Origin of the sequence: Aeromonas sp. FDAARGOS 1411, from assembly GCF_019047125.1 — a bacterium.
GTDB lineage: Bacteria > Pseudomonadota > Gammaproteobacteria > Enterobacterales > Aeromonadaceae > Aeromonas > Aeromonas veronii.
The window spans coordinates 4,009,737-4,030,153 of sequence record NZ_CP077214.1 but is presented as its reverse complement, the minus strand read 5'-3'; the positions used below and the strand labels follow the sequence as shown (position 1 = coordinate 4,030,153).

At 58.6% G+C, this 20,417-nt stretch carries 25 protein-coding genes; 12 read left to right on the top strand and 13 right to left on the bottom strand.

The features are described from left to right. Positions 1-251: 251 nt before the first annotated feature. The 3 genes from rpsI to zapE all read right to left on the bottom strand — a co-directional run bounded on the left by rpsI (position 252) and on the right by zapE (position 2,449). The gene (gene rpsI, locus I6L41_RS18340) at positions 252-644 is read right to left on the bottom strand and encodes a 30S ribosomal protein S9 (protein WP_005336286.1); all 393 of its coding nucleotides are present in this window, start codon (positions 642-644) and stop codon (positions 252-254) included. Between the two features lie 15 nt (positions 645-659). After that, positions 660-1,088 carry a 50S ribosomal protein L13 gene (gene rplM, locus I6L41_RS18335; protein WP_005336289.1) on the bottom strand — a complete coding sequence of 143 codons (429 nt, stop codon included), beginning with the start codon at positions 1,086-1,088 and terminating at the stop codon, positions 660-662. A gap of 266 nt (positions 1,089-1,354) precedes the next feature. Beyond that, positions 1,355-2,449, bottom strand: a complete 1,095-nt coding sequence (zapE, locus tag I6L41_RS18330) for a cell division protein ZapE (RefSeq protein WP_216960517.1) — start codon at positions 2,447-2,449, stop codon at positions 1,355-1,357. A 140-nt stretch (positions 2,450-2,589) separates the two neighbouring features. Between zapE and I6L41_RS18325 the strand changes: the two genes are divergently transcribed. The 12 genes from I6L41_RS18325 to I6L41_RS18270 all read left to right on the top strand — a co-directional run bounded on the left by I6L41_RS18325 (position 2,590) and on the right by I6L41_RS18270 (position 13,511). Continuing rightward, on the top strand, positions 2,590-2,970 hold the full coding sequence (locus I6L41_RS18325; protein WP_005356646.1) for a YhcB family protein: 381 nt from the start codon (positions 2,590-2,592) through the stop codon (positions 2,968-2,970). 81 nt (positions 2,971-3,051) lie between these two features. Then, positions 3,052-4,413: a Do family serine endopeptidase gene (locus I6L41_RS18320; protein ID WP_216960514.1), complete on the top strand. Its 1,362-nt coding sequence runs from the start codon at positions 3,052-3,054 to the stop codon at positions 4,411-4,413. A gap of 109 nt (positions 4,414-4,522) precedes the next feature. Next, positions 4,523-5,647 (top strand): outer membrane-stress sensor serine endopeptidase DegS, encoded by a 1,125-nt coding sequence (gene degS, locus I6L41_RS18315; protein WP_216960511.1) that lies wholly within the window; start codon positions 4,523-4,525, stop codon positions 5,645-5,647. Between the two features lie 314 nt (positions 5,648-5,961). Continuing rightward, on the top strand, positions 5,962-6,321 hold the full coding sequence (locus I6L41_RS18310) for a transcriptional regulator (protein WP_216960507.1): 360 nt from the start codon (positions 5,962-5,964) through the stop codon (positions 6,319-6,321). Between the two features lie 17 nt (positions 6,322-6,338). Continuing rightward, positions 6,339-6,704 (top strand): SFCGS family glycine-rich protein, encoded by a 366-nt coding sequence (locus I6L41_RS18305; RefSeq protein ID WP_005355141.1) that lies wholly within the window; start codon positions 6,339-6,341, stop codon positions 6,702-6,704. Continuing rightward, positions 6,704-7,000 (top strand): DUF4312 family protein, encoded by a 297-nt coding sequence (locus I6L41_RS18300; RefSeq protein ID WP_019444839.1) that lies wholly within the window; start codon positions 6,704-6,706, stop codon positions 6,998-7,000. The genes I6L41_RS18305 and I6L41_RS18300 overlap by 1 nt, the downstream gene beginning before the upstream one ends. A 39-nt stretch (positions 7,001-7,039) precedes the next feature. Continuing rightward, positions 7,040-7,816: a DUF4311 domain-containing protein gene (locus I6L41_RS18295; RefSeq protein ID WP_216960503.1), complete on the top strand. Its 777-nt coding sequence runs from the start codon at positions 7,040-7,042 to the stop codon at positions 7,814-7,816. An 11-nt stretch (positions 7,817-7,827) separates the two neighbouring features. Then, a complete protein-coding gene (locus I6L41_RS18290) occupies positions 7,828-8,478 on the top strand; it encodes a DUF4310 family protein (protein WP_005355144.1) in 651 nt (216 codons plus the stop codon). A gap of 42 nt (positions 8,479-8,520) precedes the next feature. Continuing rightward, positions 8,521-9,660, top strand: coding sequence for an amidohydrolase/deacetylase family metallohydrolase (locus I6L41_RS18285; RefSeq protein WP_216960500.1), 1,140 nt, complete (start codon positions 8,521-8,523; stop codon positions 9,658-9,660). Beyond that, entirely contained in the window at positions 9,644-10,759 is a 1,116-nt protein-coding gene (locus I6L41_RS18280) for a DgaE family pyridoxal phosphate-dependent ammonia lyase (RefSeq protein WP_216960497.1), read from the top strand. The genes I6L41_RS18285 and I6L41_RS18280 overlap by 17 nt, the downstream gene beginning before the upstream one ends. Beyond that, the gene (locus I6L41_RS18275; RefSeq protein ID WP_202004325.1) at positions 10,759-11,499 is read left to right on the top strand and encodes a KDGP aldolase family protein; all 741 of its coding nucleotides are present in this window, start codon (positions 10,759-10,761) and stop codon (positions 11,497-11,499) included. Before I6L41_RS18280 ends, I6L41_RS18275 begins: the two co-directional genes overlap by 1 nt. Positions 11,500-11,606: 107 nt before the next feature. Further along, the gene (locus I6L41_RS18270) at positions 11,607-13,511 is read left to right on the top strand and encodes a transcription antiterminator (RefSeq protein ID WP_120416079.1); all 1,905 of its coding nucleotides are present in this window, start codon (positions 11,607-11,609) and stop codon (positions 13,509-13,511) included. 17 nt (positions 13,512-13,528) lie between these two features. Here I6L41_RS18270 and npr read toward each other — a convergent pair whose 3' ends face one another. The 10 genes from npr to I6L41_RS18220 form a co-directional block, all read right to left on the bottom strand. Next, positions 13,529-13,801: a PTS phosphocarrier protein NPr gene (npr, locus tag I6L41_RS18265; protein ID WP_005336318.1), complete on the bottom strand. Its 273-nt coding sequence runs from the start codon at positions 13,799-13,801 to the stop codon at positions 13,529-13,531. A gap of 20 nt (positions 13,802-13,821) precedes the next feature. Beyond that, complete coding sequence (gene rapZ, locus I6L41_RS18260) at positions 13,822-14,688, bottom strand: RNase adapter RapZ (RefSeq protein WP_216960494.1); 867 nt, start codon at positions 14,686-14,688, stop codon at positions 13,822-13,824. Positions 14,689-14,733: 45 nt separating this feature from the next. After that, entirely contained in the window at positions 14,734-15,180 is a 447-nt protein-coding gene (gene ptsN / locus I6L41_RS18255; RefSeq protein WP_005336322.1) for a PTS IIA-like nitrogen regulatory protein PtsN, read from the bottom strand. Between the two features lie 2 nt (positions 15,181-15,182). Continuing rightward, positions 15,183-15,470 carry a ribosome hibernation promoting factor gene (gene hpf, locus I6L41_RS18250; RefSeq protein WP_005336323.1) on the bottom strand — a complete coding sequence of 96 codons (288 nt, stop codon included), beginning with the start codon at positions 15,468-15,470 and terminating at the stop codon, positions 15,183-15,185. A 20-nt stretch (positions 15,471-15,490) separates the two neighbouring features. Next, positions 15,491-16,930: an RNA polymerase factor sigma-54 gene (locus I6L41_RS18245; protein WP_005356667.1), complete on the bottom strand. Its 1,440-nt coding sequence runs from the start codon at positions 16,928-16,930 to the stop codon at positions 15,491-15,493. Between the two features lie 65 nt (positions 16,931-16,995). After that, positions 16,996-17,721, bottom strand: a complete 726-nt coding sequence (gene lptB / locus I6L41_RS18240) for an LPS export ABC transporter ATP-binding protein (protein ID WP_005336333.1) — start codon at positions 17,719-17,721, stop codon at positions 16,996-16,998. A 3-nt stretch (positions 17,722-17,724) separates the two neighbouring features. After that, entirely contained in the window at positions 17,725-18,252 is a 528-nt protein-coding gene (gene lptA, locus I6L41_RS18235) for a lipopolysaccharide transport periplasmic protein LptA (protein ID WP_040068817.1), read from the bottom strand. After that, entirely contained in the window at positions 18,239-18,799 is a 561-nt protein-coding gene (gene lptC / locus I6L41_RS18230; protein WP_005336338.1) for an LPS export ABC transporter periplasmic protein LptC, read from the bottom strand. The genes lptA and lptC overlap by 14 nt, the downstream gene beginning before the upstream one ends. Next, positions 18,796-19,350: a 3-deoxy-manno-octulosonate-8-phosphatase KdsC gene (gene kdsC, locus I6L41_RS18225; protein WP_101530526.1), complete on the bottom strand. Its 555-nt coding sequence runs from the start codon at positions 19,348-19,350 to the stop codon at positions 18,796-18,798. Before kdsC ends, lptC begins: the two co-directional genes overlap by 4 nt. Beyond that, entirely contained in the window at positions 19,350-20,345 is a 996-nt protein-coding gene (locus I6L41_RS18220; protein ID WP_005356672.1) for a KpsF/GutQ family sugar-phosphate isomerase, read from the bottom strand. Before I6L41_RS18220 ends, kdsC begins: the two co-directional genes overlap by 1 nt. Positions 20,346-20,417 lie beyond the last annotated feature (72 nt).

Sequence of the window (20,417 nt, the reverse complement as noted above, 5' to 3'; positions counted from 1 at the left end):
CTGTTCCCCATTTTTCCCGTGACAACAGCGGCGGAAGCTGGATTTACAATTGCCACAGAAAACAGGGGAAATTTTAAAGAAAAGATAACAACTTGACAAGAAAGAGCGATGAGCAATGAAAACAATAAAGAAACAATTTTTTGTCTTTTGTGACGCGTGGTTAGCATTGATGTCTGTAATATTACCAATAAAAAAAGCCTGGCGGTTGCCAGGCTTTTTTGACACTCGAAAGAGTGAGTACCAAAAGCGAATTAACGCTTGGAGTACTGCGGACGCTTACGAGCTTTGTGCAGACCAACTTTCTTACGCTCAACCTTACGGGCATCACGAGTAACAAAGCCAGCTTTACGCAGTTCGGAACGCAGGGTTTCGTCGTACTGCATCAGAGCACGAGTGATACCGTGGCGGATCGCACCAGCTTGACCGGAGATGCCACCACCGTTAACGGTGATGTACAGGTCCAGTTTCTCGGTCATCTCAACCAGTTCCAGCGGCTGACGAACTACCATGCGGGCAGTCGGACGGCCGAAGTACTGCTCCAGGGAGCGCTGGTTGATTACGATCTTGCCGCTACCCGCTTTGATAAATACGCGAGCAGTGGAGCTTTTGCGACGGCCGGTACCGTAGTATTGATTTTCTGCCATGTTGCCAGTTCCCGATTAGATATCCAGTACTTGAGGTTGCTGAGCAGCATGAGCATGCTCGGCGCCTGCGTAAACTTTCAGTTTACGGAACATGGCACGGCCCAGAGGACCTTTCGGCAGCATGCCTTTGACGGCTGCTTCGATTACCATTTCCGGTTTACGCTGAATCAGCTTGTCGAAGCTGATTGACTTGATACCACCCGGGAAACCGGAGTGAGCGTGGTACATTTTGTCGGTAAATTTCTTACCGGTTACGTGTACCTTCTCAGCGTTTACAACGATGATGTAATCACCGGTGTCAACGTGCGGAGTGTACTCAGCTTTGTGCTTACCACGCAGACGAGCAGCGATCTCGGTTGCGATACGACCCAGAGTTTTACCTTCTGCGTCCACAATGTACCAGTCACGTTTTACGGTTTCTGGCTTGGCAACGAAAGTTTTCATTAAGTTAAACCCAATTACCTGTTACAGACCCAATTGCTTATGGGGGCTCTCCCACAAACAACAAACGATGGCCTACCTGTACCCCTTCGAATACAAGTAAAGCTTAAAGTGTTGCTGTCTTATCGACAGCTGTAACGTGGGCCGGGCGATTATAAGTGAAGTTGCCTTAAATATCACCTGCTAATTTCACTGCCATGAAACCAGCAAATGTCGCCCGGCCCTACCTGCCGCAGATGCCCATCCGACTGGCAGGCGCGGTATTGTGACTAAGGAAGGTGCACTCTGGCAAGGTATTCGTGCGATTGCATTTCCTGAAGCCGTGAAAGACAGCGCTGGAATTCGAAATTAAGCAGCCCTTCACCATAGAGTTCCGTCATGGGCACGGCGGCCGACATGATGAGTTTGACATGCCGTTCATAGAACTCGTCGACCATGGCGATGAAGCGGCGGGCCGCGTCATCCGTGCCTTTGCCCATTGGTTGAACATTGGCCAGCAACACGGTGTGGAACAGCCGGGCCAACTCGATATAGTCGTTCTGGGAGCGGGGAGTACAGCAAAGTTGCTCGAAATCCATATAGAGCACCCCTTCTCCCATCCCCAGCGACGTCAGCTGACGATGATTGACCTCGAAACGCCCCCCGGAGGCCTCGTGCCCCCCGGTTAATTGCTGAAAATAGCGATCGAGATTCGTTTTTGCCTGTTGATCCAGCGGGCAGTGATAAATCTCGGCCTGCTCCAGCGTACGCAGGCGATAGTCGATGCCGCCGTCCACGTTAAGTATTTCGCAATGGCGCTCGATAAGCTCGATGGCTGGCAGAAAACGGGCTCGCTGCAAGCCGTTGCGGTAAAGATCCTTTGGCGGAATGTTTGAGGTTGCCACCAGCACGACGCCGTGACCGAACAACTCCTGAAACAGCGTGCCCAACAACATGGCATCTGTAATGTCCGAGACGAAAAATTCGTCGAAACAGATGATATCCGTCTCGCCGGCCAGCTTGGCAGCTACCAGCTTGAGCGGGTCAGCCTGGCCGCTCAACGCCTTGAGTTCATCGTGGATCCGTTGCATGAAGCGATGGAAGTGGCAGCGCATTTTCCGCGTCCCTGGCAGGCTGTCGAAAAAAGTATCCATCAGCCAGGTCTTGCCTCTGCCCACTCCACCCCACATATAGATCCCCAGGATGGGCTCCTGCGCCCTGGGCTTTTGCAACCAGCCAAACAGCCCACGGGATCTGGTCGGAGTCGGGCGATGCAGCAAATCCTGATAGAGTCGCTCCAGCCTGCTGATGGCCATCCCCTGAGCGGGGTCGGCATGCACGCCGGGTCGTAGCAGATCCTGCTGGTATTTTTGCTGCGGTGTCATCCTTGAGCGCCTCTCCAACTCCCTGAATAGAGGACAAAATGGTATCACGGCCTCAGGACGCACGGTATAGTGCCATCAAGGCATGGCGGTTATGACGACCGCATAAACCCACTCTGTTTTAGCTGTAACAAGGAGCATCTATGAGTCTGTTAACTGGGATCCTGCTGGCTGTCGCGGCCTTGATTATCGGTATCGTTCTCGGCCGTTTTTCGGTGCGTAGCCGCGATGCTGGCCGTCTGGAACAGGAACTGAAGAAGGCCCACAAGGAGCTCGAGAGTTATCAGGGCCAGATCAACACCCACTTCGCCGACAGTGCCGCCCTGATGGAGCAACTGGCCGAGCAGTATCAGACCCTCTATCGCCACATGGCCGAGCAGAGCAAATTCTTGGCCAAGGCGCAGGAACCGCTGTTCCGCGAGTCATTGGTAGAAGAAGCCCCTGCCAATGTGGCAGAAGAGCCGGGCGTTCCGCCTCGCGACTATGCTGGCGCCTCTTCCGGACTGCTCAAACAACCAAACTAGTTCCTCGCGGAACTAATTGGCCAGTACCGTGGTCTGACCTTGACGATTGCAATGCAACTTTTTCTGGGAGCTGTTTTTCATATGCGTAAACCTCTTTCCATGCTCAGTGTGCTAGCCCTCAGTGTCGGTATCGCCATGTCTGCGGCCCCTGCTCAGGCTGCACTGCCTTCCCTGTTAGGTTCAAGTCAGGAGATGCCAAGCCTGGCGCCTGTTCTCGAACAGGTCACCCCGGCGGTGGTCAATATCTCGGTTTCTGGCAAAAAAATTACCCGTCAGCGTCTGCCGGAACAGTTCAAGTTCTTCTTCGGCCCCAACATGCCCGATGAACAGGTGAGCGAGCAGCCATTCCAGGCGCTCGGCTCCGGTGTCATCGTCGATGCCAAGAAGGGTTACGTGATCACCAACGCCCACGTGGTTCACGAGGCGGACGAGATCAAGGTCAACCTGAAGGATGGTCGTGAATATGCGGCCAAGAAGATTGGTGAAGACAAGCAGTCCGACATCGCCCTGCTGCAAATCAAGGCCGAGGACCTGGTACAGATCAAGTTCGCCGACTCCGACGAGCTGCGGGTAGGTGACTATGCGCTGGCCATCGGCAACCCGTTTGGTCTGGGCCAGACCGTCACCTCCGGCATTGTCAGTGCGCTGGGTCGCAGCGGCCTCAACATCGAGAATCTGGAGAACTTCATCCAGACCGATGCGGCCATCAACTCCGGTAACTCCGGCGGCGCTCTGCTTAACCTGCGTGGCGAGCTGATCGGTATCAACACCGCGATTCTGGGCCCGAACGGCGGCAACATCGGCATCGGCTTTGCCATCCCCTCCAATATGGTACGGGATCTGACCGAGCAGATCGTCAAGTACGGTGAAGTGCGTCGCGGCCAGCTGGGGATTACCGGCACTGAGCTCACCTCTGACATCGCCAAAACCTTCGGTTACAACAAGAAGGATGGTGCCTTCGTCAATCAGGTCATGCCTGATTCGGCGGCCGACAAGGCGGGCATCAAGGCTGGCGATATCATCGTAAGCATCGATGGCAAACCGGTTCGCTCCTTCGGCGAGCTGCGTGCCAAGATCGCTACCATGGGCGCTGGCAAGCAGGTCGAGCTGGGACTGATCCGCGATGGTAAGTCACAAACGGCCAAGGTGACCCTGAAGCAGGCCGATGACAGCGAAGTACGCGCCAGCGCGCTGCATCCGGCACTGGAAGGGGCTAAGCTGAGCACCACTACCGACCCGGTCTCCGGTGTCGCGGTGGCCGACATTGATCCTCGCTCTCCGGCAGCCGCTTCCGGCCTGCAGAAGGGTGACATCATCATCGGGGTCAACCGCCTGCGCATCAACACCCTGGGCGAGCTGACCAAGGCGCTCAAGAACAAACCTGACGTGCTGGCACTCAACATCCAGCGTGGCGACTCCTCGCTCTATCTGGTGATCCGCTAACGCTCAAGTTGTTCGCCAGCCCCTCCATCACCCGCGGCCTTCACCGCGGGTGATTTTTATCCATCGATAGTGTTATTCTCTGCGCGCAGCCTGTACGGATGAGAATGACATGAAAATCCCCCCTTTAGTCAGTTACTTGGGCAAGTCTGTCGGTTTTGGATTGACCGTCGCGGCGCTGCTGTTGCTGCTGTTTCCCCATTTTCGCGGTGGTGCCCAACTGCCCGGCATCATCACCAATGCCCGTGAACTGAGTTTCTCCTATGCCGCCCATCGGGCAGGCCCTGCCGTCGTCAACATCTACACCCGCAGTTTTGCCCCCAATCAGGGCAATCAGGGGGAACTGCGCCCGCAAGGGCTGGGTTCCGGCGTCATCATGAACCAGCGCGGCTATGTACTGACCAACTACCACGTCATCGCCGATGCCGACCAGATCATCGTCGCGTTGCAGGATGGTCGGGTCTTCAGTGCCGAGCTGGTCGGAACCGATCAGCTCACCGACCTCGCCGTGCTCTATATCGAGTCAGACAACCTGCCGGTGATCCCGCAGGATCCCGAGCGACTGCCAGAAGTGGGAGATGTGGTGCTCGCTATCGGCAACCCCTACAACGTCGGCCAAACCATCACCCAGGGCATCATCAGTGCGACCGGCCGTACCGGCCTCTCCAGCATGGGGCCCGACAGCAATGGCCGTCAGGATCTGCTGCAGACCGATGCTGCCATCAACGAGGGCAACTCGGGTGGCGCGCTGGTCAACGGCCGTGGCGATCTGGTGGGGATCAACACCGCCACCTATCACCTCAACGGCAATCAGGAGAGCTACGGCATCAGCTTCGCCATCCCCTACCGGCTGGCCAAACGGATCATGGATGAGCTGATCGCCAACGGCCGGGTGATCCGCGGCTACCTCGGGATCTCCAGCGTCGAGATCAACCCCATAGTCGCGCGGATGATGAACCTCGGCGACCTGCGTGGTCTGGTGGTGGAGAGTCTGGATCCCAACGGCCCGGCGGCCAAAGGCGGCCTGCAGCGAGGGGATGTGCTGCTCAAGATCAACGGAGAGGCCATCAGTGGCGTACGCAGCGCCATGGACAAGATTGTCGAGAGCCGCCCCGGCACCAAGCTGACCATCTCGGTATTCCGCTCCGGCAAGCCGCTGGAAGTGGTGGTCACCATAGAGGAAGACCTGCGCTATCAGCAGAAAACGGCCAGCTCGAGCGCAGCATCGGCCAGCTAGCGTCACTCCTTTTAATGAGAAGGGCGGGAAAACGCCCTTTTCCATATCGGCCCTCTCGGCAACGTCTCTTACCGTGAGATGACTCACAGTTTCCCGCAACGCTTGCCCTGCCCCCGCCCCCCGATTTGTGCGCTACCGATCACACAAAACCAGCTTCAATAAGCACTCTTTTTACCTTTTCAGTATCCAAACGATCACTTCGGGGCCATTTCCTCGGGAATTTCCGCTTCAAATCGGAAAAACGCTGCCTCCTCCACATCGACGCGCAGGCTTAGGGTAACACCATACCTTCTGCCAGCCTTGGAGAGCAGACATTGCAAACAGAGACTCACGACCAGACCCTGACCCCGAACAGCCCGGAGTTGCTGCGCCAGACCGATCATATCCTCGCGCGCATTTATCCCCTGCTGGCCGAACAGGGCATCATCCCCAACGAGGTGCAACAGCAGATGCTGGCCTCCCATGTCAAAGCCATGGTGTGGCGCTCCCACAGCGGCGAGCCCCTGCCAGAAGTTGACCTCAGCCTGTTTGAAGAGATCTCCCCCCTCTCACTGCGTCTCGCCGAACAGGTCGTCAGCTGGCTGGATCAGCTTGCTTATGAGGAGGCACACCTCTTGTCCGTCCATTTTGAAGTAGCCAAAGAAAACGAACTCAGCTCGGTGCAGAACCACTAACTCAAGGAGAAATCGATATGACAGCCATCAAACTCGTGATTGGAGACCGTCTCGGCAAGGGTCAGAAAGTGGGCGCAGGCGCGGAAGCTGCCGGGGCCAACGTGACCATCATCCCCGGCATGGCCGCGGACATGAAGCTCGGCGATGTGATGAACAAGGAGCAGGCGGATCTCGGCATCTCCTTCTGCGGCAGCGGCGGCGCCGGTGCCATCACCGCCCAGACCAAATACGGCTACAAGTGCCGCTACGGCATGCGCTCTGTTGAAGAGGGCGTCACCGCCATCAACGAAGGATGTGTAGTGCTGGGCTTCGGTTTCATGGACAAGGAAGAGCTGGGCCAGAAGCTGGTCGAAGCCTTCGCCAAGAAGCACGGACGCGCCTGATGAAAGAGAACTTCACCACCCAGGTCATCGTCAACGGCAAGGGGACGACGCGCCAGCAGGCGTTTGCCTCCGCCCTCAGCCAGGTGCAACCCACACTGCTCAAGGACAACCAGCAGGTACTGCTGCGCATTGAGCCGGTCGATGTACAGGTGCTCAAAGCCGAGGAGTCGGTCCGGGTGGAGAAGTTCCTGTTCTTCTTCCTGCCGCGCCAGCGCCGCGAATACCGCGTCCAGCTGGAGATCAAGGTTCAGGTCACCAGTCTGGATGTCGCCAAGGTGACGTTCACCCAGGTGTGATGCCTGCGCAGGCACAACCCCACAAGAAGGATACGTTGGATGTTTCTAATCATTTTTATCAAGTCACTCATCATTGGCGGCCTGGTTGGCGTCGGGGTGGGGACCGGCGCGGCGCGGATGTTCCACGCCCCGACCGTACAGGGCATGGGTGCCTTCCGCACCCTGGGCGAGCTCAACTCCTGCGAAGGGGATCCCGCTTCTCACTTCTCGTTTGGTCTGGGCTTCTTCTTCAACGCCTGGGCCTCGACCGTGGCGGCCGGCGCCTTCACCCAGGATGTGGATCACCGCATCATCCCGCACTGGGCCACGGCGGCACTGCTGTTCAAAAATCGGGATCTCGCCACCACTCTGCACGACCCGAAAAAGATGGCCATCGCTGGCGGCATCATAGGTGCCATCGTGGTCGCCTTCCTCAACAGTACGGCGGCTGCCGTCCCGGCCGCCCTGCAGGTCACTGCGGTCAAGGTGCTGGTACCGGCCGCCAACCTGCTGGTCAACACCGTCATGCCGGTGATCTTCTGGCTCGCTGCCATCGAGGCGGGCAAGAAATCCGGTTTCTGGGCCACCATCTTCGGCGGTCTGGCACAGCTCATCATGGGCAACGCGGTACCGGGTCTGGTGCTCGGCATCCTGATCGGCAAGGGTGTGGAAGAGAGCGGTTGGAACCATGTCACCAAGGTGATGATGGCGGCCATTGTCCTGCTGTTCGTGCTGAGCGGCTTCTTCCGCGGCTTCGACATGAAACTGATTGAATCCTTCCATATGGGCGTCCCCCTGTGGCTGGAAAACGTCCATAACCTGCTGAGCGGCAAATAAGGGGTCACACCATGGATGAGAAACTGAAAAACAACTTCTGGTACGCCGACTGGTCCTTCCCCATCTTCGTCGGCCTGCTCTCGGCCGGGGTCTTTGCTGGTACCCACATGTTCTATCTGTACGGGGTTGGTGCCTTCAACGAGGTAGCCTTCGTCGCCATGCTGAAAGCCGGAATGGACACGGGAGCCTACGGCGCGGTAGCCGCGTTCGGTGCCAGCTTCCTGTTCGCCCGCATCATCGAGGGATCCCTGGTGGGGATCCTGGATATCGGCGGCGCTATCCAGACCGGGGTCGGCCTCGGAGTGCCAGCCCTGCTGCTGGGGGCCGGCATCGTCTATCCGGTGGAGAACTTCGGCGCCTCGCTGGCAACCGGCATGGGGATTGGTCTGGCCATCGGCTACGTCATCATTCTGGCGCGCAAGTTCACCATCAACCAGAGCAACTCCACTTACGGTGCTGACGTGATGATGGGTGCTGGCAACAGCTCTGGCCGCTTTCTCGGCCCCCTCATCATCCTCTCCGCCATGGGCGCGTCCATCCCCATCGGCATCGGTTCCCTGCTGGGTGCCCTGCTGTTCTACGTGTGGGGCAAGCCCATCACTGGCGGTGCCATCCTGGGAGCCATGCTGCTGGGTACCTTCTTCCCGGTCGCCCTTGTGTAAGTATCAGCCGCCCTGCGGGGTGGCTCGCCAGAGGTTATCAGCATGTACGACATGATCATCAGAGCCGGGCGCCAGGGAGATGGCCAGCTCGTCGATATCGCCATCAGGGAGGGCAAAATCGCCGCCATCGGCTCCCTGCCGGAGACGGCAACGGCGCGGCAGATCCTGGATCTCGCAGGCAGGATCCACGTCAGCGCAGGCTGGATCGACGGCCACACCCACTGCTACCCCGCCTCTCCCATCTATCACGATGAGCCGGACAAGGTGGGAGTGGAGTCCGGCGTCACCACCGTCATCGACGCCGGCAGCACCGGGGCCGACGACGTGGATGACTTCCAGCGTCTCGCCGCCGGCTGCAAGACCCGGGTGCACGCCCTGCTCAACATCTCCCGCATCGGTCTGCTGCGCCAGAACGAGCTGGCCGACAGCCGGGACCTCGATATGGATCTCGCCTCGGCAGCCATTCGTCGCCACCCCGATTTTATTGTCGGCATCAAGGCACGGATGAGCGGCAGCGTGGTCGGTGAAAACGGCCTGCAACCGCTGCGCATGGCCAAAGTGCTGCAACAGGCCCACGACCAGCTACCGCTGATGGTGCACGTGGGCAACACGCCGCCGGATCTGGACGAGATAGTTGCCTTGCTGGGGGATGGCGATCTGCTGACCCACTGCTTCAACGGCAAGCCCAACCGCATCCTGACCCCGGCTGGCGAGCTGCGTCAGGCGGTGCGCGAAGCGATGCAGCGGGGCCTCTTGCTCGACATTGGCCACGGCGGCGCCAGCTTCAGCTTCGAGGTGGCGGAGCTGGCTATCCGGCAGGGGATCCTGCCCCGCACCATCAGCTCAGACATCTACTGCAAGAACCGCATCAAGGGGCCGGTCTACAGTCTGGCCCACGTGATGTCGAAATTTCTCGCCATCGGCATGACGCTGGAGCAGGTGCTCGCCTGCGTCACCCATCAAGCGGCCGATGCCCTGCGCCTTTCCGGCAAGGGGCGGCTCGAGGTGGGCGCCGATGCCGATCTGACCCTGTTCGAGGTCGCCAGCGGCCCGACCCTGTTTATGGATACCGAAGCCCAGTCCCGCAGCGGTGACCAACAACTGCAGCCTCTCGCCGCCCTGGTCGGTGGCGAACTGGTTCTGACTCACTATGGGAAATCACACCATGCCTTCTGTTTATGAGAAATATCAGCTCAAACCGGTGATCAACGCCTCCGGGCGCATGACCATTCTCGGCGTCTCCACCCCCGAGCAGGAGGTGGTCGATGCGGTCAATTTTGGCCTGGGCCACTACTTCGAGGTCAAGGATCTGGTCAACAAGACCGGCACCTATCTGGCTGGCTTGCTGGATGTGGAAGATGCGGTGGTGGTCTCCTGTGCCAGCGCCGGCATTGCCCAGTCGGTGGCAGCCGTGATCGTACGCGGCGACCCCTACCGCCTCGAGCACCTGCATGCCCACCCCCATGACGTGCCGAGTGAAATCGTGCTGCCCAAGGGGCATAACGTCAACTTCGGCGCCCCGGTCGGTACCATGGTCAATCTGGGTGGCGGCAAAGTAGTGGAAGCCGGTTACGCCAACGAGTGCTCCCCTTCCCAGCTGGCCGCTGCCATCAATGCCAACACAGCAGCCATCCTCTACATCAAATCCCACCACTGCGTGCAGAAGAGCATTCTGTCGGTGGCAGAGGCTGCCGAGGTGGCCAAGACCCACGGGCTCCCGCTCATCGTCGATGCGGCAGCCGAAGAGGATCTGCGCCTCTACTACAACCAGGGGGCGGATCTGGTCATCTACAGCGGCGCCAAGGCCATTGAAGGGCCCACCAGCGGGCTGGTGCTCGGCAAGCGCCAGTATGTGGAGTGGGTCAAACAGCAGGCCAATGGCATCGGTCGCGCCATGAAGGTGGGCAAGGAGGGGATCCTCGGCCTGACCCACGCTATCGAGCGCTATCTGGCCAAAGAGAAAGAGAGCGGCGCCGCCATGGTCGCCAAGATGAGCCCCTTCATCGAGCGCCTAAACCAGCTGCCCGGCGTCACCGCCAAGGTGGTGTGGGACAGCGCAGGACGCGACATTGCCCGCACCGATATCGCCTTTGACCACCAGCAGATCGGCATGACCACAGTGCAGGTCGTCACCCGTCTGCAACAGGGCACGCCTGCCATCTACTGTCGTGGCTACAAGGCCAACGAGGGGCACATCGAGATCGATGTGCGCAGCGTCACCGTGCCCCAGCTCGACCAAATCCACTCCGCCATTGCCAACCTCGTTCAGGAGAATCGCTGATGTCCCTTACCCCCAACTACTACCGTGATCGGGTCTGTCTCAACGTGCTGGCAGGTTCCAAAGAGAATGCCGTAGAGGTGTACGACGCAGCCGAAGGCCACGTGCTGGTCGGTGTGCTCTCCAAAAACTACCCGGATATTCCCTCCGCAGTTGCCGATATGAAGGAGTACGCCAAGCTTATCGACAACGCCCTCTCCATCGGGCTGGGCGCCGGCGATCCGCGCCAATCCGCCATGGTGGCCGAACTGGCCTGCCAGCTGCAGCCCCAACACGTCAACCAGGTGTTCACCGGTGTCGGCGCCAGCCGGGCGCTGCTCGGCCAGTCAGAGACACTGGTCAACGGGCTGATCTCCCCTACCGGCATGCCGGGCATGGTAAAGATCTCCACCGGTCCACTAAGCGCCGGGCAGTCGGATGGCATCGTGCCCATCGATACCGCCATTGCCTTGCTCAAGGACATGGGCGGCAGCTCGGTCAAATTCTTCCCCATGGGGGGGCTGGCCTGCCGCGATGAGTATCAGGCAGTGGCCGAGGCTTGTGCCCGCAACAACTTCTGGCTGGAGCCCACCGGCGGCATCGATCTGGAGAACTTCGAGGAGATAGTGCGGATTGCGCTGGATGCCGGAGTCGAGAAGGTGATCCCGCACGTCTACAGCTCCATCATCGACAGCGCGAGCGGGCACACTCGCCCCGAGGATGTGCGCACTCTGCTGGCCATAGTGAAACGACTGTTGGCCTGATGGCAGTCACGGGCGCCGGTTTAATCACTGACCGGTGCCTGGCTTGTTGATGACCCACTTGTTAACATCGACCCTTTATCTCGCAACAGGAGTCTTGCATACCCCCTATGATCAAGCTGCCACACCCCAGGCTCCATCAACTGCTGATCCAGCTCCACGCCGAACCACTGCCACAGGAGGAACTGGCTCGCCGCCTCAATGTCTCCACCCGTACGGTGCGCACCGATGTGGCGACCCTCAACGAACTGATTGCCACACACGGCGCTCACCTGATCCACCAGCGTGGTAGCGGCTACCAGCTGAAAATCTACAATCAGGGACTGTTCGAGGCTCTGCTGGCGGCCCAGGGTCAGGATAGCGGCCTGCCACGCACCAGCCGGGAGCGGGTGCTGCACCTGCAGATCCTGTTATTGACGGCAGAGCAGGGGATCAAGCTCGATGAGCTGGCTGATACCTGGTATCTGAGCCGGGCGGCACTGCAGGGGGATATGGCGGAAGTCCGTGAGCAACTCAGCCACTTCAGGCTCAGCGTCGAGAGCAAACCCCGCCTGGGGATGCGCATTCAGGGGGAGGAGACGGCGATCCGTGCCTGTTTGACCCAACTGCTCTATCAGGAGTTGCTGCACAACAACCAGTTGCAAACCCTGTTGCCCAACCTTTGCCCCAGCAAGACGATGGAGGTAGTGGGCAATCACATCCATGCCCAGCTTGCCCGACATCAGCTGCGTCTCGCTGACGAGAGCTTGCAGCAGCTCACCATCTACTGCGCCGTTGCCCTGCTGCGTCAGGCATCCGGTCACGAGTTGCGCCACTTCGCCAGCGAGGATCTGACTCTGCCGCTGCTGGCAGTATCTCGCGATATATATGCGGTATTGCCCACCTTGACGCCCCCCGTAGAGGACGAGATCGCCGGTCTCGCTATCCAGATCCAGGCGCGCCTGATTGCCGATACTCCCCAGCTCAGCCCGGCGATGGCCGCCGAGAGCGAACAGCTGGTGGAGCATCTGCTGACCTACATTCATCAACACTACCCTTACGACCTGCGAGGCGACCAACAGCTGCGGGCCGACCTGCAAACCCATATCAGCGCCATGCTGCTACGGGTTAAATACCAGATTGGCAACCACAACCCGCTGGCCGATCACATCAAGCAGTACTACCCCCTCGCCTACGACATCACGCTGGCGGCCATTTCGGAGTGGATCAAGCAGACCCCCTACCGATTGACCCACCACGAGATCGGCTATCTGGTGATCCATATCGGGGTCGGGCTGGAGCGCCATTACGATATCGGCTATACCCGCCGCCCGCAGGCACTGCTGCTATGCGATGCAGGCAACGCCACCTTCCGAGTGCTGGAAGCACGTATCAAGCGGGAGTATCCCCAGTTGCAGCTGACCACACTTGAATCGGTGCGGGATTACGAAGGTCTGGCGCAGATCGCGCAGGACTTTGTCATCAGTACCGTCAAGGTGAACGAAAAAAACGCCCCCGTGGTACTCGTTGCCCCCTTCCCGACCCAATACCAGCTGGAGCAGCTTGGCAAGCTGGTGCTGATCGACCGCACCCGCCCCTACATGCTCGACAAATATTTCGATGCCGACCACTTCATGTCGGTAAAAGAACCCCTTACCCAGGCCGAACTGTTTACCCGTATCTGTGATCAGCTGGAAGCGGAAGATCTGGTGGAGAGCGGCTTCAGAGCCTCACTGCAGGAGCGGGAGCGGATCGTCTCCACCATGCTGGGAGAAGGGATCGCCCTGCCCCACTCTCTCGGTCTGCTGGCGCGCCGCACTCTGGTGTACACCGTACTGGCCCCGCAGGGGATCGACTGGGGCAACGGAGAAATCGCGACGCTCATCTTCGTGCTGGCCATCAGCAAGGCCGATTACGAGGAGGCGATGGGTCTCTACGACCTGTTTCTGGCACTGATGAACGAAAAAGCCAGCAGGAATCTGCTGGCTTGTCGGGATTTTGCCAGCTTCAAAGCGCTGGCGCGCACCGGTTCATAACATAAAACGAGGAGTGACTACTCCTCGTTAAAGCCGGAGGTGAACAGCTCCACCACGGCGGCCAGGGCCTCGACCTCTTCGGGGCCCTCAACCTGTACTTCCACCTGCCGCCCTTGCGCGGAATCCAGCATCAGCAGGCCGATGATGCTGTCAGCATCAGCCTCCACACCATCTTCATTGCGCAGCAGCACGTGGGCATCGAAACCCTGCACCAGCTCGAACAGCATCATGGCCGGTCTGGCATGAATACCCAGCTTGTTTTTCACTTCAACCGAGGCGGAAACAGTCATCGGGTCGTCCTATTGGTCCGTCAGGATTGGGGGACACTCTTGTCGAGAGTGCGGTGGCGGATCTGCACGTTCTTGCCAAGCAAACGGAATGCACTGGCCAGCCGTTCTGCAATAAAGACCGAGCGGTGCTGACCGCCGGTGCAACCGATGCCGACCGTGAGGTAGCTGCGATTGTTGCGCTCCAGATGGGGCAACCAGGTCACCAGCATGTTCTCGATCTGCTGGGTAAACAGCATCACGTCAGCCTGCGCCGAGAGGTAGTTGGCGACCGGCTCATCCTTGCCGGTAAACGGTTTGAGCTCGGGGATCCAGTGCGGATTGGGCAGGAAGCGGGCATCGAACACGAAGTCGGCATCCTTGGGAATGCCGTACTTGAAGCCGAACGACTCGAACACCAGCACCAGCTCGTTCTCTTTCTTCCCAAGCACCCTGGTCTTGATGAGCTCGCTCAGGTCGTGAATGCTGAGGGTAGTGGTGTCGATGCGCAGGTCAGCGGTCGAGGAGATGGGCGCCAGCAGGTGGGTCTCCTCCCGAATCGCCTCATCCAGCGACAGCTTGTTGCGTGAGAGGGGGTGCAGGCGGCGGCTCTCGCCATAGCGCTTGAGCAGGGTGCCGTTGTCGGCATCGAAGAAAAAGCTGGAGAACTCTACCCGCCCCTCATTGCGCACCTGAGCCAGCAGATTTTCCAGTTTCTCCGGATCGCTCGGCAGGTTGCGCACATCGATACTGACCGCCAGCTTGTCATACTGGCTCTCCACCGAGACAATCAGCTGGGGCAGCAGATTGACCGGCAGGTTGTCCACACAGTAGTAACCCAGATCTTCCAGCACTCGCAGGGCTACCGTTTTACCGGAGCCCGAACGTCCACTTACCACGATTAACTGCATCTTGTTCCCTCACGCCAAAACGGGTGTCTCATCCTTGGCCTGCTGTCAGGCCGAGGTCATGATCTGATAGAGCTCTTCGTCGCTGGTTGCCTGACGCAACTGGCGGCAAACCGCCTTGTCACCCAGCTTGGAAGCCATCAGAGAAAGGGTCTTGAGATGCTGCTTGCACTCGCTTTCCGGCACCAGCAAGGCAAACAGCAGGTCAACCGGTTGATTGTCGATGGAGTCGAAAGGAATAGGGTCGGCAAAGGTCATCAGGATCGCGGTTGGCGGGAACTCATCGTCAATGCGACCGTGGGGGATCGCAATACCGGCACCGATCCCGGTACTACCCATTTTTTCGCGGGCCAGCAAGCATTCGAACAGCGCCTGGCGGGAGGTGCCAAGGCGTTCGGCGGCCAGCTCGCTGATGATTTCGAGGGCGCGTTTCTTGCTGGTACAAGGGACTGCACTCTTGGTGCAGTCCCGACTCAGTATGTGTTCAAGTTGCATGGTTATTTTTTATTTAACTTATCTTTGTGCTTGATGATCTGCCTGTCCAGCTTGTCGAGCAAGGTGTCTATCGCAGCATACATATCGGCATGTTCAGAGTTGGCAAACACTTCGCCACCGCTGACGTGCAATTTGGCTTCCGCTATCTGGTTCAGTTTTTCCACGCTAAGCACCACATGAACATTGTTGATGTGGTCGAAGTGACGCTCGAGTTTGGCAAATTTGTTATTCACATAATCACGCAGAGCTTCGGTGATCTCGACATGGTGTCCGGTCAGGTTAATTTGCATAACATCATCCTTTTGTTTGCCTAAACCAGGCGTTTGCGCTGATTGGAAGGTGGGATAAACAAGGATTCGCGATACTTAGCGATCGTGCGTCTCGCCACCATAATACCCTGTTCGGCCAGCAAATCCGCGATCTTGCTATCACTTAACGGCTTGGCAGGATTCTCTGCCGTGACCAGCTTCTTGATGAGCGCGCGAATTGCGGTCGATGAGCACTCTCCTCCTCCTTCGGTGTTCACATGGCTGGAGAAAAAAAACTTCAATTCGAAGATACCACGGGGGGTATGCATGTACTTCTGGGTCGTCACCCGGGAGATGGTCGACTCATGCATCTCTACCGCTTCGGCGATGTCATTGAGCACCATCGGCTTCATCGCCTCTTCACCATACTCGAAAAAGCCCTGTTGCTGCTCGACAATGCAACTGGCCACTTTCAGCAGGGTGTCATTGCGACTTTCCAAGCTCTTGATGAACCACTTGGCTTCCTGCAAATGGGAGCGAATAAACTGGGTGTCGGTGCTGCTGCGGGCGTTGCGGGCCATGGCGGCGTAGGTCTCGTTGACCCGAATGCGGGGGGCGGAGTCGGGATTGAGCTCGACCACCCACTTGCTACCCTTCTTGACCACTGAGACGTCGGGGATCACGTACTGGGAGTCGCTCTGGATGATGCCATTGCCGGGGCGCGGCTCCAGCAGCTGGATCAGATCCAGCACCTCCTTGAGGTCGCTCTCTTTGAGTTTTGTCTTGCGGGCGAGGGTGCGGTAATCCCGGTTGCCGAGCAGCTCCATGTGCTCGAGGATCACCTCTTTTGCCTCGTTGAGCCAAGGGGTCTGCGGGTCATACTGATCCAGCTGGATCAGCAAACACTCCTGCACAGAACGGGCAGCAATGCCGACCGGATCGAAGTGCTGCACCCGCTTGAGTACCGCTTCGACCTCATCGAGCTCCACCTCTACATCATCGCTGGTGACGGCAGCCTGGATATCCTCCAGCTCAACGGTCAGATAACCGGATTCGTCGATGGCATCGATGATGGCGAGCGCGATGGCGGCATCCACATCGCTGAACGGTGTGAGCCGCATCTGCCACAGCAGATAATCCTGCAGGTTTTCGGTGGTTTCCCCCTGATAGACGCTATCTTCCCCATCATGGATGGGGCCCGCGCTCTGGGCGGTGCCGGCAGAGTAAACCTCGTCCCAGGTGGTATCCACCGGCAACTCGTCCGGCATCTGCTCCTGGGCCATGGCATCGCTGGAATCCAGCTGGCTGGCATCGACCGGCGCTTCCGGACTGGTCTCTTGCGCCTCGCTCTCTTCCTGCTCCAGCAGAGGGTTGTTTTCGAGCGCTTGCTGAATTTCCTGCTGAAGTTCCAGAGTGGAGAGCTGGAGCAGACGAATCGCTTGTTGTAATTGCGGCGTCATGGTCAGGGACTGACCGAGACGCAACTGTAATGTCGGCTTCATCTACGTCGGGATATCCTTATGTTCAGCGAGGCACTCGTCAAAGGAAATGAAGGCATGCCCCCTTACTATAGACTGAATTGATCGCCCAAATAGACGCGCTTGACCTGCTCATCGGCAAGGATGTCAGCCGGTGCACCTTCGGCAATCATCTTGCCGTGGCTGACGATATAGGCCTTCTCACATACGTCCAGAGTCTCTCTGACGTTGTGGTCGGTAATCAAGACACCAAGGCCTCTATCTTTCAGATGCTGAATGATCTTCTTGATGTCTATCACAGAAATCGGGTCAACCCCTGCAAAGGGTTCATCCAGCAGAATAAAACGCGGCTCGGCCGCCAGCGCACGGGCAATCTCGACCCGACGGCGCTCACCGCCGGAGAGGCTCTGACCCAGGTTGTCGCGAATGTGGGTGATATTGAACTCTTCCAGCAGTTGCTGAACTTTGTCCTCACGCTCCTCGCGACTCAACCCCTTGCGGGTCTGCATCACGCCCATCAGGTTGTCGAACACCGACAGGCGACGGAAGATGGAGGCCTCCTGCGGCAGGTAACCGATGCCATTGCGCGCCCGCACATGCATGGGCTGCAGGCTGATGTCCTGATCGTCGATGGTGATGAGACCGGCATCGCGCTGCACCAGCCCCACGATCATGTAGAAGGAGGTGGTCTTGCCCGCCCCGTTGGGGCCGAGCAGGCCGACAATCTGGCCAGTGCCCACTTCAAGGCTGACGTCACTCACCACCATGCGGCGCTTGTAGCTCTTCTGCAGGCCCACTGCTTTTAACACTGCCATGGCTTATTTTCCCTGCTTCTTCTGGTCGGCGGGCTTGTCGAAATTCTCTACCTGATCCGGCAGGAACACGGTTTTGACCCGCTGGCTCGGGCTCTTGCTCTCGGCAATCATCTTCTGTTTGACGATGTCGTAGCGGATCAGATCGCCATTGACCTGGCTATCTTCCTGCTTGAGCTGACCGTTGCCGGTGATGGTCACCAGCCGGTTCTTCAGCTCGTAGCGGATAGTGTTACCGTGGGCATTGACCGGCTTGCCGTTATCCAGGATCTGGAAGAAGGTGGCGGGCTTGCCGTAGGCAGTCATCACCTCGGCCCCTTTCTCGCCGGAGCGGGTCACTACCACCTTGTCAGCCTTGATCCGGATGGTGCCCTGATTGATGGTCACATCCTCTTCGAAGGTGATGCGGTTGTCCTGCATCTCGGCCACCTGTTTGACGGCATCGACGTAGACCTTCTCGGCAAAGTCGGACTCTTTGGCGGTCACCGCACCACACAACAATAGGGCTGCGAGGGCCAGATTAGCGTTTTTCATTGAAATAGATGGCATGGCCTTGATCCAGTAACTCAAAATATTTGCGGTCCAGATGGCCCTTGAGGCCAACCCCTTGGGTCTGGAAATCCCGACCCAGAATGTTCACTTCCCGGTTGCTGCGCACATCCTGTGTCACCAGATCCAGCTCCAGATAGGGGGTATCCAGTGTGGAGATAAAGGAGGTGGGCAGCAGACCATCCAGATGCACCTTATCCCGCAGGATGACGTTGTCGCCGGTGTTGAGCACGCCGGTTTCGGCAGTCACCTTCCACTCGGCGGCACCCTGATCGTCATACATGTAGACCACCGGCTTGTCGAAGGTGGCCTGCTCGAGGATTTGATAATACTCGGCGTAGGTCGACTCCAGCCGCTCGGTGCGCTTGCCGTTGATATCAAAACGGGTGGTCACCAGATCTTTGGCGACAAAATCCGGCTGATAGTTTTCGATTTTGACAGCGCTCTCCGGCACCAGCTCAACCTTGCCCAGCTGCCAGGCAACCAGTGCAACCAGAAACAGCAGGGCAAACAACAGGGTCTGTCTGCTCATACCGAGGCCTCGGGCTGATAATCGTCATGGCCCTGCGCCTGCAAAATGAGGTCACACACCTCACGCACCGCGCCCATGCCACCGCCAAGCCGGGTCACCATATCGGCACGACTCAGCACCAGCGGATGGGCATCGGCCACCGCGATACCTAGGCCGCAGGCGGCCATCACCGGCAGATCGATGGTGTCATCGCCCATATAGGCGGCCTGTTCAGCAGTCAGCCCCAGCTTGGCCAGCAGCGCTTCGAAGTGAGGCAGCTTTTTATCAGCCCCCTGCACCACATGAGCCACCCCCAGGCTTTTCATCCGATCGCTGACGATACGGGAGTTGCGCCCTGTGATGATGGCAATCTCGATCCCGGCATTGAGCAGCGCTCGCATGCCCGCGCCATCGCGGGTACAGAAGGTTTTCAGCTCTTCGCCGTTGTTTCCCATGTAGATGAGGCCGTTGGAGAGCACCCCGTCCACATCGCACACCAGCAGGCGGATTTGCGCCGCCTTCTCAAACTGGCTGCGCGTCACCGGACCATAGAGGGTCGGTACGTTTTGCATCAAATTACTCCGGCTTTCAGCAGGTCGTGCATGTTGAAGGCGCCGAGCGGGCGCTTGTCACCATCCACCACCAGTAATCCGTTGATTTTTCTCGTTTCCATCAGCTTGACGGCTTCTGCAGCCATCATCTCTGGGCCTACGGTAACACAGTTGGCCGTCATCACACGGCTGATGGGGGTGTGATGGATATCGATCTGCTGGTCAAGAATGCGGCGCAGGTCGCCATCGGTAAAGAGCCCGGCCAGCAGGCCATTGCCATCGACCACCGCCGTCATACCGAGCCCCTTGCGGCTCACTTCCAGCAGCGCCTGGCTGATGGTGGCATCTATCCCCACCCGGGGCAACAGCTCACCGCTGTGCATCAGGTCGCCGACCCGCAGCAACAGACGCTTGCCAAGGGAACCGCCCGGGTGAGAGAGGGCGAAGTCATCGGCGGTAAAACCGCGCGCTTCCAGCAGGGCGACCGCCAGGGCATCGCCCATGACTAAGGTTGCCGTGGTGCTGGAAGTGGGTGCCAGACCCAGCGGGCAGGCCTCTTTCTCCACCTTGATGCACAGGTGCACGTTGGCCTCTTTGGCCATGGTGGAGGCGGGATTGCCGGTCATGCAGATGAGCGGAATGCCGCGGCGCTTGAGTACCGGCAGCAGGGCCAGGATTTCGTCGCTCTCGCCGGAGTTGGAGATGGCGATGATAAGGTCGCCGCTGGAGATCATCCCCAGATCGCCGTGACTCGCTTCTCCCGGGTGAAGGAAGAAGGCCGGTGTGCCGGTGCTGGCGAGGGTGGCGGCGATCTTGCTGCCGATATGGCCCGATTTGCCCATGCCGGTGACCACTATCTTGCCACCACAGCGCAGCACCATTTCGCACGCCTTGTCGAAGGCGTCGTTCAGATACTGATAGAGTCCATCAATGGCTTGCTTTTCTGTGTCCAGCACCGCGCGGGCACTGCGACGAAAATCGAACAGTTCAGACACTTTCTCAGGCTTTACAGACATAAAGACACAGCTCCGGGCCGAAATTAGCTGCGGGATTATAAAAAAGTCTGCCCGGATAAGCGAATCGGATGG